This window comes from Pseudomonas sp. GT1P32, assembly GCF_054897805.1.
This window is the reverse complement of record NZ_CM142704.1, coordinates 1,290,854-1,309,705: the sequence shown is the minus strand read 5'-3', so window position 1 is coordinate 1,309,705 and position 18,852 is coordinate 1,290,854. Positions and strand designations below refer to the sequence as shown.

The following is an 18,852-nucleotide window of genomic DNA, read 5'->3' as shown; positions in this document are numbered from 1 at the left end:
CCTTGATGTCCTCTTTTAACGAAATGATCAAAAACATCACCCCCGATATCTACCAGAGCCTGAAACTGGCGGTGGAAATCGGCAAATGGTCCGACGGTGGCAAACTCACCGCCGAGCAACGCGAATTGTCGCTGCAAGCGATGATCGCCTGGGAAATCCAGAACCTGCCCGAAGACCAGCGCACCGGTTACATGGGCGTGCAGGAATGCGGCTCGAAGTCGATTGAAGTGCCGAATATCCTGTTCAAGTCGGATGCCATCCATTGATCGAGATTGGCCGCGGTGCAATCAGTAAAATGTCGGCCCGCCTGGACGGGTCCGACGTGCAGTACGCGTTTCGTCTGGACGATGTCGAAGTGCCGGTCAACCCGTTGATCGGCACCACGGTACGTCTGGAATACCTGGGGGCAATCCATTGCACCCATTGCGGGCGCAAGACCAAAACCAGTTTCAGCCAGGGTTACTGCTACCCGTGCATGACCAAACTGGCGCAGTGCGATGTCTGCATCATGAGCCCGGAGCGCTGCCACTACGACGCCGGCACCTGCCGTGAGCCGGAGTGGGGTGAGAAGTTCTGCATGACCGATCACATCGTGTACCTGTCGAACTCGTCCGGGGTCAAAGTCGGGATCACCCGCGCGACCCAACTGCCGACGCGCTGGATCGACCAGGGCGCTCGTCAGGCGTTGCCGATCATGCGCGTCTCGACCCGTCAGCAGTCAGGCTTCGTCGAAGACCTGTTCCGCAGTCAGGTGGCAGACAAGACCAACTGGCGTGCTTTACTCAAGGGCGAAGCGGTTTCGGTGGACCTGGCCGAAGTTCGCGATCAGCTGTTTGAAAGCTGCGCCGAAGGCCTGCAAACCTTGCAGGAACGATTTGGTCTGCAGGCGATCCAGGCTATTAGCGATGTAGAACCGCTGGAAATCCGTTATCCGGTGGAGCAATACCCGGCCAAAATCGTCAGCTTCAACCTGGACAAGAACCCGATTGCCGAAGGCACGCTGCTGGGGATCAAGGGCCAGTACCTGATCTTCGACACCGGCGTGATCAATATTCGTAAATACACGGCTTATCAGCTCGCCGTGCATCAGTAAGGACTCCAGCATGCGCACCGAACAACCGAAGATGATCTATTTGAAAGACTATCAGGCGCCTGAGTACCTGATCGACGAGACGCACCTGACCTTCGAGTTGTTCGAGGACCACAGCCTGGTCCATGCACAACTGGTGATGCGCCGCAACCCTGAGCGTGGCCCGGGCCTGCCGCCGTTGGTGCTGGACGGTCAGCAACTCGATCTGCTGTCGGTGACCCTGGCCGACCGCGAACTGACAGCTGCCGACTATCAGTTGACCGAGAACCATCTGACGCTGCATCCGACCAGCACCAGCTTCACGGTCGACACCAGCGTCCGCATTCACCCGGAAACCAACACCGCGCTGGAAGGCCTGTACAAGTCCGGCACGATGTTCTGCACCCAGTGCGAGGCCGAAGGCTTCCGCAAGATCACCTATTACCTCGACCGCCCGGACGTGATGAGCACGTTCACCACCACGGTCGTCGCGGAACAGCATAGCTACCCGGTGCTGCTGTCCAACGGCAACCCGATTGCCAGCGGTCCGGGCGAAGACGGCCGCCATTGGGCGACCTGGGAAGACCCGTTCAAGAAACCGGCGTACCTGTTCGCACTGGTGGCCGGTGATTTGTGGTGCGTCGAAGACACCTTCACCACCATGACCGAGCGCTCCGTGGCGCTGCGCATCTACGTCGAGCCGGAAAACATCGACAAGTGCCAGCACGCCATGAACAGCCTGAAGAAGTCCATGCGCTGGGACGAAGAGGTCTACGGTCGTGAATACGACCTGGACATCTTCATGATCGTTGCGGTCAACGACTTCAACATGGGCGCCATGGAGAACAAGGGCCTCAACATCTTCAACTCCAGCGCCGTGCTGGCCCGCGCCGAAACCGCGACCGACGCCGCGCACCAACGTGTCGAAGCGATCGTCGCTCACGAATACTTCCACAACTGGTCGGGCAACCGCGTGACCTGCCGCGACTGGTTCCAGTTGTCGCTGAAGGAAGGCTTCACCGTGTTCCGCGATTCCGGTTTCTCCGCCGACATGAACTCGGCCACCGTGAAACGCATCCAGGACGTGGCTTACCTGCGTACTCACCAGTTCGCCGAAGACGCAGGTCCCATGGCTCACGCCGTGCGCCCGGACAGCTTCATCGAGATTTCCAACTTCTACACCCTGACCGTGTACGAAAAGGGCTCGGAAGTGGTCGGCATGATCCACACCTTGCTCGGCGCCGACGGTTTCCGTAAAGGCAGCGACCTGTATTTCGAGCGCCATGACGGCCAGGCCGTGACCTGCGATGACTTCATCAAAGCCATGGAAGATGCCAACGGTGTCGACCTGACTCAGTTCAAACGCTGGTACAGCCAGGCTGGCACGCCTCGTCTGGCGGTGAGCGAGTCCTACGACGCTGCAGCGAAAACCTACAGCCTGACGTTCCGTCAGAGCTGCCCGGCGACCCCGGACAAGGTTGAAAAACTGCCGTTCGTGATCCCGGTTGAATTGGGCCTGCTGGACGCCAAAGGCGCGCCTGTTGCCTTGCGCCTGTCCGGCGAAGCCAGCGCCCAGGGCACCTCGCGTGTCATTTCGGTGACCGAAGCCGAACAGACCTTCACCTTCGTCGATATCGCTGAGCAACCGCTGCCTTCGTTGCTGCGCGGCTTCTCGGCGCCGGTGAAACTGAGCTTCCCGTACAACCGCGACCAACTGATGTTCCTGATGCAGCACGACAGCGACGGTTTCAACCGCTGGGATGCCGGTCAGCAGTTGTCGGTGCAAGTGCTGCAAGAGCTGATCGCCCAGCAGCAGAAGGGCGAGAAACTGGTGCTGGATCAGCGCTTGATTTCGGCCTTGCGTACCGTGTTGTCGGACGAGACGCTGGATCAGGCGATGGTCGCCGAAATGCTCTCGTTACCGGGTGAGGCGTATCTGACCGAGATCAGCGAAGTGGCTGATGTTGATGCCATCCACATCGCTCGCGAGTTTGCCCGTAAAGAATTGGCAGACGGTTTGTTTGAGGCGTTGTGGCTGCGTTATCAGGCCAACCGCGATCTGTCGAAACAAACCCCGTACATTGCCGAAGCCGAGCACTTCGCCCGTCGCGCCTTGCAGAACATTGCGCTTTCGTACCTGATGCTCAGTGGTCAATCGCAAGTAATGGCGGCGACGCTTGAGCAGTTCGAGACCAGCGACAACATGACCGAGCGCCTGACGGCATTGGCGGTGTTGGTGAATTCGCCGTTCGAAGAAGAAAAAGCCCTGGCGCTGGCGAGTTTTGCCGAGCACTTCAAGGACAATCCGTTGGTCATGGATCAATGGTTCAGCGTTCAGGCGGGCAGCACGCTGCCGGGTGGGCTGGAGCGTGTGCGTCAGTTGATGCAGCATCCGGCGTTCAACATCAAGAACCCGAACAAGGTGCGGGCGTTGGTCGGCGCGTTTGCCGGGCAGAACCTGATCAACTTCCATGCGGCGGATGGTTCGGGGTATCGCTTCCTGGCGGATCTGGTCATCGAACTGAACGGGTTCAACCCGCAGATTGCTTCTCGCCAACTGGCGCCGCTGACGCGCTGGCGCAAATACGACGATGCTCGTCAGGCGTTGATGAAAGGGGAGCTGGAGCGGATTCGTGCTTCGGGTCAACTGTCCAGCGATGTGTTTGAAGTGGTCAGCAAAAGCCTGGCCTGAGTCTGGCGTTGCTCCCGCAGGGTTCACCCCGGACCCTGTAGGAGCGAGGCTTGCCCGCGAAGGCTGTGTGTCAGGCGCTTTTTTTGATGGTGTACATATCCGTTCCTGCGGTAACGGCTGCTAATGGTTTCGCTCTTACAGCGACTCACTTTTCCAGACGCCGAAAAGTAAGCAAAAGGCTTTGCCCCTGACGTACGGTGCCTCGCTAATGCTCGCCATACCCTCGCTCCGGTCCTGCTCCGTGGGCCCGCCGCCATCGGCCATCCATGGCCGGGGGCGGCTACCGCGGCATCCTTGCCGCGGTGCCCACTGCGCAGAACCTCCACTCGGCCTTCCGACGGGGCAGATCAAAATCAAAAGCCAAAGCAAAAGCAAAAGCGAGGCGGCTGCCAGCCGACCTGGCTCTTTGATCGTACGCATCCCCCTGTAGGAGCCGGCTTGCTGGCGATGGCGTCCGTTCAGTCACGCACTCATTGCCTGACCCACCGCTATCGTCGGAACGCCGCCCGCAGCAAGCCGGCTCCTACAGTTGATCGTATTTATCCAAACACGTATGCATTTCCCTTGTAGGAGCCAGCTTGCTGGCGATGGACGTCAACGATAACGCGGGGTATCTGAGTGAACGCGTCGCCCAGACGCTTTTCGCCAGCAAGCCGGCTCCTACAGGAGATCTGCGTACGCTTTCGCTTCTCACCACTCATCAGGCCGAGCGTTAGCTCGCCTTCAGCTTTTGATCTGAGCGCCCCCTCGAGAGGCCGAGCGCAGGTTCTGCGCAGTGGGCAACCCGGCATGGATGCCGGGTTAGCCGCCCCCGGCCATGGATGGCCGATGGCGGCGGGCCCACGGAGCAGGACCGGAGCGAGGGCATGCCGAGCCTTAGCGAGGCACCGAACGAAAGGGGCAAGAGCGCTTGGTTACTTGGCGCTTCTCCAAGTGACCCGCTGTAAGAGCGGAACCAATAGAAGCCGTTACCGCAGAAATGGATATGTACACCACCAACCACAAACCCCGAATCACCCCACCTGATACCTCATCATTCAGAAAAACCCCATCCCCCTCAGGTTAACAAAAGATAACGTGGCGTCGATTGTCAGACCTTTCCAAACCCCGATAGGATAAGCCAGCTTCCGAAGGGGCTCTGGATTGCGGGTTTCAGGACTATGCTCCTAACCATCCAATCCCGATGAGCACCCCTAACGGCGCCCTGAAAGGTTGAACGACCTAACAATAATAATGGGGGAAGGTCTATGAGTGAGCCTGTCATGGGTGTGGGTATCTGCCGCCCGCCGGCACTGCGCAAATTCGCATTGCTGGCTACAGCGCTCTCGCTGTTGGGCTGTGCCGTGTTGTCGGCACCTGCGCTGGCCAATGCGGCGCCAGCCACCGACGTTGTCTATTCCGTTGAATCCGCCAAAGCCAGCAAAAGCCTGATGCTCGACGTCGTGCACGCCGGCAAGCGCCTGGTGGCAGTCGGGGATCGCGGGCACATTCTGTATTCCGATGACCAGGGCAAGACCTGGACCCAGGCCAAGGTGCCGACCCGGGCACTGCTGACCTCGGTCTATTTTGTCGACGACAAACACGGCTGGGCCGTCGGGCATGACGCGCAGATCCTCGCCAGCGAGGACGGTGGCGTCACTTGGACCAAACAATATGAAGACCTGAAACGCGAATCGCCGCTGCTCGACGTCTGGTTCCAGGATGCCAGCAACGGCTTTGCCGTGGGCGCTTACGGCGCGCTGGTGGCCACCACCGACGGCGGCAAGACCTGGGAAGACGCCAGCGATCGCCTGGACAACGAAGACCAGTACCACCTCAACGCCATTGCCGCGATCAAGGATGCCGGGCTGTTCATCGTCGGTGAGCAGGGCAGCATGTTCCGTTCCTCCGACTGGGGGCAGACCTGGGAAAAACTCGAAGGCCCCTATGAAGGCTCGTTGTTCGGCGTGATCGGCACTGCCGAGGCCAACACGCTGCTGGCTTACGGGCTGCGGGGCAACCTGTTTCGCTCCACCGATTTCGGTACCACCTGGGAGCCGGTCGAGTTGAAAGCCACCCGTGGTGCGCTGGAGTTCGGTCTGTCCGGTGCGACCTTGCTCGACGACGGTTCTATCGTGATCGTCGGCAACGGCGGCTCGGTGATCCGCAGCAACGACAACGGCGAAACCTTCAGCGTGTTCAACCGTCCGGATCGCATTTCCGTTTCGGCGGTGACTGCGGCGGGCGACGGCAATCTGGTTCTGGCAGGACAGGGCGGCGTTCGCGTCACCTCGCCAACCGGTGCCGGTGCAGAGAATGGAAAAAACGGGTCGTCCAAATGAGCCGGGCAAATAATAAGAAGGCGGGTCTATGACATCCTTGAGCAGCCATCACCAAGACAAGGCGACGTTTCTTGAACGCCTGATTTTCAACAACCGCCCGGCAGTGATCGTGATCTGTCTGTTGGTGAGTATTTTCCTGTTCTGGCAAGCGACGCTGATTCGGCCGTCCACCAGTTTCGAAAAGATGATCCCGCTCGAGCATCCGTTCATTCAAAAGATGATGGAGCACCGCAACGACCTGGCGAACCTGGGCAACACCGTTCGCATTTCGGTTGAAGCCACCGACGGCGACATCTTCTCCAAGGAGTACATGGAGACCCTGCGTCAGATCAACGACGAGGTGTTCTACATCTCCGGCGTCGACCGTTCCGGCCTCAAGTCGCTGTGGAGTCCGAGCGTGCGCTGGACCGAGGTGACGGAGGAGGGCTTCGCCGGCGGTGAAGTGATCCCACAGAGCTACAACGGCTCCCAGCAAAGCCTCGATTTGTTGCGCAACAACGTGCTCAAGTCCGGGCAAGTCGGGCGTCTGGTGGCCAACGACTTCAAGTCGAGCATCGTCGATATCCCGCTGCTGGAGTCCTACCCGGACCCGCAGGACCAAGGCAAGTTGCTGGCCCTGGACTACCGCAAGTTCTCCCACGAGCTGGAAGAAAAGATCCGCGACAAGTTCGAGAAACAGAACCCCAACGTGCAGATCCACATCGTCGGTTTCGCCAAGAAAGTCGGCGACCTGATCGATGGCCTGGTGATGGTGGTGATGTTCTTCGGTGTCGCCTTCGTCATCACCCTGATTCTGTTGTACTGGTTCACCAACTGCATGCGCAGCACCGTGGCGGTGTTGAGCACGACGCTGGTGGCAGTGATCTGGCAGCTCGGCCTGATGCACTTCTTCGGCTTCGGGCTGGATCCGTACTCGATGCTGGTGCCGTTCCTGATCTTCGCCATCGGTATTTCCCACGGCGTGCAAAAGATCAACGGTATCGCCTTGCAGTCCAGTGAGGCCGACAACGCGTTGACTGCGGCGCGGCGCACCTTCCGCCAATTGTTCCTGCCGGGGATGATCGCGATCCTTGCGGATGCGGTGGGCTTCATCACATTGCTGATCATCGACATCGGCGTGATTCGCGAGCTGGCCATCGGCGCATCCATCGGTGTGGCAGTGATCGTGTTCACCAACCTGATCCTGTTGCCAGTGGCGATTTCCTACGTCGGCATCAGCAAGCGCGCCGTCGAGCGCAGCAAGAAAGACGCGCACCGCGAACACCCGTTCTGGCGCCTGCTGTCCAACTTTGCCAGCCCGAAAGTTGCCCCGGTGTCGATCGTGTTGGCCCTGTTGGCCTTCGGTGGCGGCCTCTGGTACAGCCAGAACCTGAAAATCGGCGACCTCGATCAAGGTGCTCCAGAGCTGCGTCCGGATTCGCGCTACAACAAGGACAACAACTTCATCATCAGCAACTACTCCACCAGTTCCGACGTGTTGGTGGTGATGGTCAAGACCAAGTCCGAAGGTTGCTCGCGCTATGAAGCGATGGCACCCATCGACGAGCTGATGTGGAAGATGCAGAACACCGAGGGCGTGCAGTCGGCGATCTCGCTGGTGACCGTGTCCAAGCAGATGATCAAGGGCATGAACGAGGGCAACCTGAAATGGGAAACCCTGTCGCGCAACCCGGACGTGCTGAACAACTCCATCGCCCGCGCTGACGGCCTGTACAACAACAGTTGCTCCCTGGCGCCAGTGCTGGTGTTCCTCAACGATCACAAGGCTGCCACCCTGGATCGCGCGGTCCATGCCGTGCAGGACTTCGCCAAGGAAAACAACAAGGAAGGCCTGGAGTTCATCCTTGCGGCGGGTAACGCCGGCATCGAGGCGGCCACCAACGAAGTGATCAAGGAATCCGAGCTGACCATCCTGATCCTCGTCTACATCTGCGTCGCGACCATGTGCATGATCACCTTCCGTTCCTGGGCGGCGACCTTGTGCATCGTGTTGCCACTGGTGCTGACGTCGGTACTCGGCAACGCCCTGATGGCCTTCATGGGCATCGGCGTCAAAGTCGCGACCTTGCCGGTGGTGGCATTGGGCGTGGGGATTGGCGTCGACTACGGCATCTACATCTACAGCCGTCTGGAAAGCTTCCTGCGTGCCGGTCTGCCGTTGCAAGAGGCGTATTACCAGACGCTGAAGTCCACCGGTAAAGCCGTATTGTTCACCGGCCTGTGCCTGGCGATCGGCGTGTGCACCTGGATCTTCTCGGCCATCAAGTTCCAGGCCGACATGGGCCTGATGCTGACCTTCATGCTGCTCTGGAACATGTTCGGCGCGTTGTGGCTGCTGCCAGCGCTGGCTCGGTTCCTGATCAAACCGGAGAAACTGGCGGGGCAGAAGGGCAACTCACTGTTCGCTCACTAAACCTCAGGCAAAACCAAAAAGCCGCAACCTTGGGTTGCGGCTTTTTTATGGGCGATTGAAAAACTCAGCGGGGTTGCAACGGTAGAAAATCGCTGTTCGCCAGTTCCTTGCTGATGATGCCGTGATGAATATCGATTTTTTGTTTCGGGTCCTTGGCCTTGGCCATGGCCGATTCGTAGGTTTCGAAGCGTTGCTCCCTGGTTTTCAGATGCGCCTGGGTGTAGTCGGCCTTGGCATCATCCGCGTTGGCGTAGTGAAAATGCCCGTACCACCAGGGTTGATTGTCTTTATTCAACAAAGCGTACTCTTGCATGAAGTCACGCCGTCCGGTTTTCAACTGAACCCGCTGGCCGTTGATTCGCGCAAAAATTTCATTGCGCCGCAACAGATACTCCACCCCCTCGCTACTGGGCGGCCGGGCCAGAGTCATGTGGGTGCGAAGTTCGGTGGCCTTGGTGTCGAGGGCGTGCGCCTTTTCGCGGAGTCCGCTGATCAGCGAAACGTCTGGATCGCGGTTGGCCGGAGGGCTTTCGTGTTGTTCCAGTCCATTGGCGTACCCGATCAGCTTTTGTGCCTCGCGTTGCAATTGCTCTTCGATTTCCTTGGGAGAACTGGCGCGTTGCGCGTAACCCTCGATCTTCTGCACGTTTTTATCGACATCGGCCAACGCCTTGCGGGCATCGCCCTTGAGCTGCTGATAGGGGCGCGTTGCCTTGGGAGCTGCGGGTCTGGCATCGACGATTTCTACCCAGACATTGGGTTCGTGCTCGTGGAACGAAGCCAGTGGCCTTTCTTCGAACGGATGGTTGATGTCGACAATGTCTCCTTCCTGGTGAGCGACCCGTTGTCGAAGATCGCCGATCAATGTGCCTTTAGCGGTTTTGATCACCCGCTTGCGACTGGACCATGAATAGGGACGCTTCACTGGCGGCTTGGCGCCGGATGCCGACGTTGAAGGCTCCTCCGCTTGCGGTAGCAGTTGAAGCGCTTCCGCCAGGCGTCGTTCGGCATCGATACGCAGCTGGTCAATGAGCTCGCGCAGCCGATTGAAAGGGTGTGCCTGCAGTTCATCCGTACTGAAAATACCGATCGCCTCAAGACCGTCCTGTGCCTTGTTGTACTGATCAACCAGGTTCTCCAGAACGGCGATCCGGTCGCTGTTGGTGTAGGTGTGTTCCGTTTGCAGTTCGGCATGCGAGCGCGACAGTAGCAGCAAAGGGCTGAGGGTGCGTTCGAGCACACCCATGGTGTTACTGCCAAGGGCCTTGAGACTGAGCAGGCGCAAGATACTCAGCTGATAGCACTTGACGCGCAGTGCCGTCATTTCATTTTCGGGCCTGTTGCCCGTCAGTCTCTTCCAGTACTCGATGCCCTGGCGAGGGATCTGCTTGAGTTCCTGCAGTCGGCTGTCTACCTGATCTAGACACTTGATCATGGATTCGTTGATGTCGGAGGTTTTACGCATGAACTCAAAGTAGCGATCCAGTACCGCGTCGCCTTCGCGGATCAACGCGTCATGCAAATGCCCGACGCCATTTCTCAAGTCCGCATACGTTTGATTGACAGCTTCTCGCTCCCAGTCAGCAATGACGATCCGTTTGCGGGCATTGTTGATGAGGTTTTCCGACAGGTTGCACAACTGCACAGGATCGGGATCGGATTTGGTCAACTCGGCCAATTCCCTTTTCTCGGCCAGCAGCGTGGCGTAGCTTTCGGTCTGTTTGTCCAGCTCATCAACGAACCGTTGCCTGTACGTGGCGCGATCGAGCTCTGTACTGGCGGCGTCGTTCCTTTTCAGCTGCATCAGGTTTTCAGCGATGTCGACACGCTTCTGCACCCGTACTTGTTGGTCCACGAACTCCTGACGGTTCAGTTCCAGCAGGCTGATGCGTTGTTGCGCTATTTCACGTTGGGCGCTGATTCTCGAGTTGCGTCCGCCGCCAAGCAGTTTCAACCCTTGATCCAGAGTCCATCGGCCATCTCCATTAGTCTTGAGCTTGATGCCGGGATGATCCGGGTGCTCCGGATGTATCAGATACACCTCGCCGAACCCGGGGACGATACTCACGCGAAACAGCAGGCCGGCGATGGTAGCGTGCCAAAGATTGCCGATCCGGTACAACCCTTTGAAGGCGCCGGTGGTAACGGGCTCTGGCAAAGGTGTCGGCCATGGCACCTGAACTTCCCGTAACGTGTTGAACAGTCGGGCCGCTGCCGAATCACGCGCGCTCGACTGGTTGAAGTCGAGCAGGGTCTTGCCACTGCCCGGCGGCTCGGAAGGCAGCCCCGGAGTGTCCTGGACGATGGTCGATTCGGTGGGCCACGAAAATGTTTGCGCAGGACGGCGCAAGGGGGCGAGGGCATCCGGAACTGCTGTCGCTGTGCTGTCGGAAAGTGCCGGGGCTCCTTCCTCTCGAGCGACATGCAGAACCAATAGGCCAATGTTCAACAGCACATCGATCCATGCCTGATTCCGCGCCTTCGGGTCATCACTGTCCAGCGCTGGCAGATCGTTGATCAGGCTGTGGGCGATTTGCAGCATCCAGCCCACCACCATGGCGGGGCCGCGCAACAACGGCAGAATCAGGTTGTTGAACACCAGCCAGCCACCCTCGAGGATGATCGCCCAGCGGCTCTCGGCATTCGACACTGATTGCCGATCCGCCAGATCGATCAGTGTGCGTGCATTGCTGAGGAACAGACTGGCCAGCAATCGACCCTCTTCCAGCGCGGTGAGCCAGTCACCAGCCGCTTCGTCGCCGGCCAGAATTGCCGGTTGGGGCTTTTCAGGCAGTGTGAATTCGTCCCCTGCATGGAAGTGGACAATATGGGGTTCGGTGAACCCGCTGTTGTCGTAGATCGGCCGTGCGCGATCCGGCAGCCAGGTCAGCACACTGGTTTGCAACGGGCCGGTTTGCGCAATGGCACTCAGCAAGTCTTGGCGGCTGGGGTACTGGTGCAGGGGTTCTGAGTACAGTGGTCGGTAAAGAATATGCGGGCCGTCCGACTTCAGGTCTTTCGGCTCGATGATGAACATGTTGCTGACCACATCGCACGTGGCCCCGGCCTTGCGTTGAAACGCCAATGGCCTGATGACGACGGACTGTTCCTCGACGATGCGCTCGGCGGCCAGCGATTGGAACACTGCATCGACATATCGATAGCCCAGGAAGGTGAAGCCGTGCTCACCTTTGATCGAATGTTCAAGGGCTCGCAGCGGTAAATGCAGGCTCAGTTCCAGGCCGAAGAGTCGCAGCCGTTCATTGGCCTCGGGACTGTTGCCAAGCAACTGCGCTTCGATGTACTCGGGGTAATGTTTTCCGATATCAACCCGGCCCACCAGATCCAGCAAATAGGCCTCGGTGGTCCAGTCTTGAATCAGCTGGTTTTCGGTGTGACGCAGGGTCATCCGACCTTTGGGTTTGCCGGCCAGGTTTTTGATCGCCAGGTCGGTCAGGGACATTTTGACGGGTTCGAGGTAGCCGCTGCCCAAATCGCCGACAGGCACATGAAAGGTCAGTTCCAGTTCATCGGACTTGTAGCCGGGCGCCAAAGGCTGGTCTTTGAGCATTTGCTCATGCAGCGCATTTCTGGCGAACGTACGAAGGTCAACGACATCGTCGGGCAACGAGCGCCCCAGTGTCTGCTGTTTGACACTGGCCATCGACAACGTGTGTTTACGCCAGGCCATGCGGTCAGTGGCGCTGGCGCCCTGCAACCACTCGGGAATTGTTGTCTGTAGGGCGTGAAGGTGCGTTGGGTGGTTGTCGCTGCCGATAAACAGTGCGGCGACATCAGTGATTGCGTCAAAACGCTTTTCAAGATCAGTCAGGCTTTGGCGTGCGGGCAGTTTGAGCGACTCCAGATCTTCCAGTTGCCGGTTCAGCAGCAGAGCTGCCTGGGTATCAAAGATGTTGCCGTCCGGAGCAAAACGTTTCCAACTGATCGAATCCGCCATGAAGTCCTGCTGAAACCGCTCGCCCCATGCGGCACCGAAGGCTTGCAGGGACGGGAACGATTCGATGTTGCCGGTCACACTGCACAACAAATGAGTCTCGCCGCAAATCACCAGGATATCCGGTGTCTGCAGCGTGAAAGACACTTCGCCTCTGCTCAGCGTGACTTGAAGCGTGCAGGCTTCAATTGCACCTTTGGCCCAAGGACGCTGAAGGCGTTCGCGGTTGTCGGGTTGGCGGGCCAGTTCCACGAGAATCTCGGCTTGTGCCGCATTGCTTGCCGCGAGGCGCGTCGCGGATGTTTTCAACACGCCGGCGAGCAGATCTCCCAGCCATTGCCAGCGGCTGACGGCGGTTTCGTCCTGTTCGTTCCAGCAGGCGGCCAATGATTCCTGAGCGCCGATGTAGAAAATGTCGGGTAATTCACGGATGACCTGCGCGATCACTTGCAGGTCGGGCAGTCGCGATGTCGTGTTGTCGACGGTAAGTTGCGCGGGTGCACGGTTTGTCAAAAAACAGCTGCGACCGTATTGCTCGCTGAGATCGGGGAATGTGCCGCTGGCCAGATAGTCGAGCACCACGTCCAGAAGCAGCGTGAGCCGCCAGGCGCCATCCGGGATCGGTTGGGCAACCTTGGTTTGCTCGGGGTCGAATGCCAGTTGCGGGTATTTTTCTAGAATGCCGTCCTTGAGCAGGCGAGCGGTTTGCGAGCGTAAGGTCGGCCGGGTGTTGAATCGGGTGTGAACCGCCCGAGCGATGATGTCGGTGTCGCTTGCGGTGGTAGGGGGTGATGCAGGTGTGGGCATGATGCAATCCTTTGCATGTGTGGTTCCTCAACGTAAACCGAATCGAAAGGGATGTGCGGTAGCCGGGTACCGCACATTGGGCGAAGCGATAGGTTAAGGCCTGTGTTCAGGCCAGAAACGAGAAAGCCGCAACCAGGGTTGCGGCTTTTTTATCTCAGAAGATCAACGTATCCCTTGTAGGAGCCGGCTTGCTGGCGATGGCGGTGGGTCAGCCAACATATTTATCGTGTGAACAAACGCCATCGCCAGCAAGCCGGCTCCTACAGTGGAACGTGTTTTTATGATGGATCGGCGCCGAGCACCACATTCAGCGCACTGCGAGCATCGTCCAGCTGCACCAGCGTTGCATGTCGGGCACCCAGCGCATCGCGGTTCTCGATGGCGGTGAGAATCGCCTTGTGCCGTGGCAACGCCAATTCATGCAGGTTCGGCCGCTGGTTGGAATGCTTCAACGCTTCGGCAATCGCGACCGACAGCATGTTGCACAGGTTCGCCAACAGGTCGTTGTGAGTGGCGTCGGCGATGCGGCTGTGGAAATCCAGGTCCGGTTGCAACAGGGCTTCAGGTGTCGGCGCGGCTTCCATGCGTTGGTAGGCTTCACCGATAGAGGCAATGTCTTCGTCGGTGGCGAATTGTGCGGCGAGGGCCGCCGCTGCCGGTTCGATGATGCTGCGCACGCTGGTCAGCAGATCGAAGAACTGATTCTGCGGGCTGCTTTGCATCAGCCAGTGCAGCACGTCCGGGTCGAGCATGTGCCATTCCTTGCGCTGCTTGACCACCGTGCCGACACGCGGACGGGAATACACCAGGCCTTTGGCGACCAACACGCGAGTGGCTTCGCGCAGCACCGGACGGCTGACCGCGTACTCCTCGCACAACAGGGCTTCGGCGGGCAGTTTGTCGTCCGGTTTGAAGCGTCCCGAAACGATCTGCATGCCCAGTTCCTGGACAATGCGCGAGTGCATACTTTTGCGGTCGGAGGGTTTGCGGTAATCCATGGGGAACGGCGCGATCCTGTGCGGGGGAGGTGCCGCGCATGATAGCAGGCGCGGCGAGGACGGTCGCCAGAGCAAGCAATCCTGAATCCTGTGAAGATCAAAAACTGTAGGAGCCGGCTTGCTGGCGATGGTGTGTCAGTCGACACAATAGTGCCTGACCCACCATCGCCAGCAAGCCGGCTCCTACAGAGGTTGCGGGGTTAGTGGGAGTGGCGGGGGACTTCGGCACCTCGGCAACCGACCAGGAAGTCGAAGTCGCAGCCCTGATCCGCCTGCAACACATGGTCGATGTACAGCTGGCGATATCCACCGAGGATCATCTTCTGCGGCGGTTGCAGATCAGCCATGCGCGCAGCCAGTTCGGCGTCCGGAATGTCCAGGTGCAGACGCCCGTTGGCGCAATCGAGTTCGATCCAGTCGCCTTCTTTCACTGTCGCCAAAGGCCCGCCGGCCGCCGCTTCCGGTGCTACGTGCAACACCACTGTGCCGTACGCGGTGCCGCTCATGCGCGCATCGGAAATACGCACCATGTCCGTCACACCCTGGGCCAGCAGTTTGGCCGGCAAGCCCATGTTGCCGACTTCAGCCATGCCCGGATAACCCTTCGGCCCGCAGTTTTTCATCACCAGAATCGAGTTGGCATCCACGTCCAGCTCCGGATCGTTGATCCGCGCCTTGTACATGTCGAAGTTCTCGAACACCACCGCACGCCCGCGATGCTGCATCAGCTCAGCCGTGGCGGCGGACGGTTTGAGCACCGCGCCGAGTGGCGCCAGGTTACCGCGCAATACGCAGATGCCGCCGTCAGCGCGGATCGGGTTGTCGAGGGTGCGGATCACTTCGTCCTGACCGTAGATCGGCGCGTCCTTGGTGTTCTCGCCGAGGGTCTTGCCATTGACGGTGAGGGCGTTCGGATGCGGAATCAAATTGGCTTCGCCGAGGCGACGCAACACCGCAGGCAAGCCACCGGCGTAGTAGAACTCTTCCATCAGGAAGCGCCCGGAGGGTTGCAGGTCGACGATGGTCGGCATGCCACGACCGATGCGGGTCCAGTCATCCAGCTCCAGTTCCACGCCGATGCGGCCGGCGATGGCTTTCAAGTGGATCACGGCGTTGGTCGAACCACCGATGGCGGCGTTGACCCGAATAGCGTTTTCGAAGGCTTCCTTGGTGAGGATTTTCGACAGTTTCAAGTCTTCGCGAACCATCTCCACCGCACGCATGCCGGACATGTGCGCCAACACATAACGGCGCGCATCCACCGCCGGAATCGCGGCGTTGTGGGGCAGGGAAGTGCCGAGTGCTTCGGCCATACACGCCATGGTCGATGCGGTGCCCATGGTGTTGCAAGTGCCGGCGGAACGGGACATGCCGCCCTCGGCCGCGAGGAAGTCATCGATGGAGATGGTGCCCGCTTTCACTTGTTCGCTGAGCTGCCAGACCACGGTGCCCGAGCCGATGTCCTGGCCCTTGTGCTTGCCGTTGAGCATCGGTCCGCCAGTGACGACGATGGCGGGCACGTCGCAACTGGCTGCGCCCATCAACAGCGCCGGGGTGGTTTTGTCGCAACCGGTCAGCAGCACCACGCCGTCAATCGGGTTGCCGCGAATCGCTTCTTCGACGTCCATGCTCGTCAGGTTGCGGGTGAACATGGCGGTCGGGCGCAGGTTCGATTCGCCGTTGGAGAACACCGGAAATTCCACCGGGAAACCACCGGCCTCGATCACGCCGCGTTTGACGTGGTCGGCGATCTGGCGGAAATGCGCGTTGCACGGGGTCAGTTCCGACCAGGTGTTGCAGATGCCGATGATCGGTTTGCCGTGGAACTGGTGGTCGGCGATGCCCTGATTCTTCATCCAGCTGCGGTACATGAAGCCGTTCTTGTCGGCCGTGCCAAACCATTGGGCGGAGCGCAGGGTGGGTTTCTTATCAGACATGATCGATTCTCTTATTGTATGACTATATTGTTCGAGCTGAGGCGTAACATAGGCGCAATTCGATCTGTTTGGAAGTGTTGTTGCTCAAATAGTATTACTATATAGTCCGCTTCAACGGAGGGATGGCCCTGGCGGTTTTTGGCGAGAGGCGTCCCCCGAGGTTCTATAACAACAACAATCGGAGACCGATCTCATGAGCCAGGAACTGCGGCTTATTCGTCGCATCACGCTGAAACTGATTCCCTTCCTGATCCTGCTGTACCTGATCGCCTATGTGGATCGCTCCGCCGTGGGCTTCGCCAAGCTGCACATGGGCGCCGACATCGGTATCGGCGATGCGGCTTACGGCCTCGGTGCCGGGCTGTTTTTCATTGGTTACTTCCTGCTGGAAATTCCCAGCAACCTGATGCTCGAACGTTTCGGCGCGCGGCGCTGGTTTGCGCGGATCATGGTCACCTGGGGCGCCATCACCATCGGCATGGCCTTCGTTCAGGGGGCGCACAGCTTCTACGTGATGCGCTTTTTGCTCGGCGCCGCCGAAGCCGGGTTCTTCCCGGGCGTTCTGTACTACATCACGCAGTGGTTCCCGGTTCGCCATCGCGGCAAGATCCTCGGGCTGTTCATCCTCTCCCAACCGATCGCCATGCTGATCACCGGCCCGGTGTCCGGCGGGCTGCTCGGCATGGACGGCATCCTCGGATTGCACGGCTGGCAGTGGCTGTTCATCGTCATCGGTTCCCCAGCGATCCTGCTGACCTGGCCGGTGCTGCGTTGGCTGCCTGATGGTCCGCAACAGGTGAAATGGATGGATCAGCCCGAGAAAGACTGGCTGGCCGGCGAACTGAAAAAGGACTTGGAAGAGTACGGCCAGACTCGCCACGGCAATCCGTTGCATGCGCTCAAGGACAAACGCGTGTTGCTGCTGGCGCTGTTTTATCTGCCTGTCACCCTGAGCATTTATGGCCTGGGCCTGTGGTTGCCGACGCTGATCAAGCAATTCGGTGGCACTGACCTGGTGACGGGTTTCGTGTCGTCGGTGCCGTACATTTTCGGGATCATCGGCCTGCTGATTATCCCGCGCAGTTCCGACCGTTTGAATGATCGATATGGCCACCTGGCGGTGCTGTATGTGTTGGGTGCCATCGGCCTGTTTCTCAGCGCCTGGTTGACGGTGCCGGTGCTGCAACTGGCGGCGCTGTGCCTGGTGGCGTTCGCCCTGTTTTCCTGCACTGCGGTGTTCTGGACCTTGCCGGGCCGGTTCTTTGCTGGCGCCAGTGCGGCGGCGGGGATCGCGCTGATCAACTCGGTGGGCAACCTCGGTGGCTATATCGGTCCGTTCGTGATTGGGGCGCTGAAGGAATACACCGGCAACCTGGCTTCGGGGCTTTATTTCCTCTCGGGTGTGATGGTGTTCGGGCTGATTTTGACCGGCGTGGTGTATCGGTTGCTGGAGCGTAAACACGTGCTGCCGGCGGACCAGTTTGCCGCCAGCGCACGTGGCGCTTCCCGCACCTGACGCAAACCCTGTAGGAGCCGGCTTGCCGGCGATGGCGTCAGCACATTCAACATCATTGTCGACAGGCCGATCGCTATCGCCGGCAAGCCGGCTCCTACAAGGTTCTGCGGTGTTTTTGAGATTTGCTTACAGGAGAAAATTCATGCGTTTGGTTCAATTCGAATTGTTTAACGGCGAGCGTCGGGTTGGCGTGGTCGAGGACGGTCTGGTCCGCGAGGTGCAGGACGCGCGCACGGTGCGCGATCTGGCGTTGGCGGCGATCGAGGCGGGCGTCAGCCTTGAGCAGCAGGTGAACACCCTGGGCCTGGGCATCAGCCACGACTATGCAGAACTGCTGGCGAAACTGCGCATCCTGCCGCCGCTGGATCATCCGGACCCGGCACACATGCTCGTCAGCGGCACCGGCCTGACCCATTTGGGCAGCGCCTCGGCGCGGGACAAGATGCATCAGCAGGCCGGCGACGAAGCGGCGATGACCGACACCCTGCGCATCTTCAAGTGGGGCGTGGAGGGTGGCAAACCGGCAGCGGGGCAGGCCGGTGTGCAACCGGAATGGTTCTACAAAGGTGACGGCAGCATCGTGGTGCGTCCGGGAAAACCGTTCCCGCTGCCGCCGTTTGCCGAAGACGCCGGAGAAGAGCCCGAGCTCAGCGGTCTTTACGTCATCGGCCACGACGGCAAGCCGTATCGCCTCGGTTATGCGGTGGGCAACGAGTTTTCCGATCACGTCATGGAGCGCAAGAACTACCTCTATCTGGCGCATTCCAAACTGCGCAGTTGCAGCTACGGGCCGGAACTTCGGGTCGGTGAGCTGCCGGAGCATCTGGCGGGCACCAGCCGCATTTTGCGCGACGGCGAAGTGCTGTGGCAGAACGAGTTTCTCACCGGCGAGGCCAACATGTGCCACAGCCTGGAAAACCTCGAATACCACCATTTCAAATACAGCCAGTTCCTGCGTCCGGGGGACGTGCACATTCACTTCTTCGGCACCGCGACCCTGTCCTTTGCCGACGGCATTCGCACCCGGCCGGGGGATGTGTTCGAGATCAGTCAGGCCGAGTTCGGTGCGCCGTTGATCAACGGCATCGCGCCGGTTGAAGTGGCCTTCGAGCCCGGCACCATCGGCATTCTTTAAGGAGCAACC

The 18,852-nt window shown here is 59.5% G+C and carries 10 protein-coding genes; 7 read left to right on the top strand and 3 right to left on the bottom strand.

The window, feature by feature from the left end; genetic code table 11:
- The first annotated feature begins 5 nt into the window (after nucleotides 1-5).
- The 5 genes from ACYZUC_RS05935 (at nucleotide 6) to ACYZUC_RS05915 (ending at nucleotide 8,495) form a co-directional block, all read left to right on the top strand.
- The gene (locus ACYZUC_RS05935; RefSeq protein WP_008028592.1) at nucleotides 6-266 is read left to right on the top strand and encodes a YeaC family protein; all 261 of its coding nucleotides are present in this window, start codon (nucleotides 6-8) and stop codon (nucleotides 264-266) included.
- On the top strand, nucleotides 263-1,093 hold the full coding sequence (locus tag ACYZUC_RS05930) for a DUF2797 domain-containing protein (protein ID WP_461994299.1): 831 nt from the start codon (nucleotides 263-265) through the stop codon (nucleotides 1,091-1,093). Before ACYZUC_RS05935 ends, ACYZUC_RS05930 begins: the two co-directional genes overlap by 4 nt.
- A 10-nt stretch (nucleotides 1,094-1,103) precedes the next feature.
- The gene (pepN, locus tag ACYZUC_RS05925) at nucleotides 1,104-3,761 is read left to right on the top strand and encodes an aminopeptidase N (RefSeq protein WP_461994298.1); all 2,658 of its coding nucleotides are present in this window, start codon (nucleotides 1,104-1,106) and stop codon (nucleotides 3,759-3,761) included.
- A gap of 1,247 nt (nucleotides 3,762-5,008) precedes the next feature.
- Nucleotides 5,009-6,082: a WD40/YVTN/BNR-like repeat-containing protein gene (locus ACYZUC_RS05920; protein WP_461994296.1), complete on the top strand. Its 1,074-nt coding sequence runs from the start codon at nucleotides 5,009-5,011 to the stop codon at nucleotides 6,080-6,082.
- Nucleotides 6,083-6,110: 28 nt separating this feature from the next.
- A complete protein-coding gene (locus tag ACYZUC_RS05915; protein WP_461994294.1) occupies nucleotides 6,111-8,495 on the top strand; it encodes an efflux RND transporter permease subunit in 2,385 nt (794 codons plus the stop codon).
- Between the two features lie 64 nt (nucleotides 8,496-8,559).
- Here the strand turns inward: ACYZUC_RS05915 and ACYZUC_RS05910 are convergent, their stop codons facing one another.
- From ACYZUC_RS05910 to ACYZUC_RS05900, 3 genes are all read right to left on the bottom strand, one after another.
- The gene (locus ACYZUC_RS05910; RefSeq protein ID WP_461994292.1) at nucleotides 8,560-13,257 is read right to left on the bottom strand and encodes a dermonecrotic toxin domain-containing protein; all 4,698 of its coding nucleotides are present in this window, start codon (nucleotides 13,255-13,257) and stop codon (nucleotides 8,560-8,562) included.
- Nucleotides 13,258-13,535: 278 nt separating this feature from the next.
- On the bottom strand, nucleotides 13,536-14,255 hold the full coding sequence (locus ACYZUC_RS05905; protein WP_008030085.1) for a FadR/GntR family transcriptional regulator: 720 nt from the start codon (nucleotides 14,253-14,255) through the stop codon (nucleotides 13,536-13,538).
- 200 nt (nucleotides 14,256-14,455) lie between these two features.
- Complete coding sequence (locus tag ACYZUC_RS05900; protein WP_461994290.1) at nucleotides 14,456-16,192, bottom strand: IlvD/Edd family dehydratase; 1,737 nt, start codon at nucleotides 16,190-16,192, stop codon at nucleotides 14,456-14,458.
- A gap of 193 nt (nucleotides 16,193-16,385) precedes the next feature.
- On the opposite strand from ACYZUC_RS05900, the gene ACYZUC_RS05895 reads away from it, so the two are divergent.
- Nucleotides 16,386-17,708, top strand: coding sequence for an MFS transporter (locus ACYZUC_RS05895; RefSeq protein ID WP_223416617.1), 1,323 nt, complete (start codon nucleotides 16,386-16,388; stop codon nucleotides 17,706-17,708).
- 142 nt (nucleotides 17,709-17,850) lie between these two features.
- Entirely contained in the window at nucleotides 17,851-18,843 is a 993-nt protein-coding gene (araD1, locus tag ACYZUC_RS05890) for an AraD1 family protein (protein WP_461994288.1), read from the top strand.
- Nucleotides 18,844-18,852: the final 9 nt, after the last annotated feature.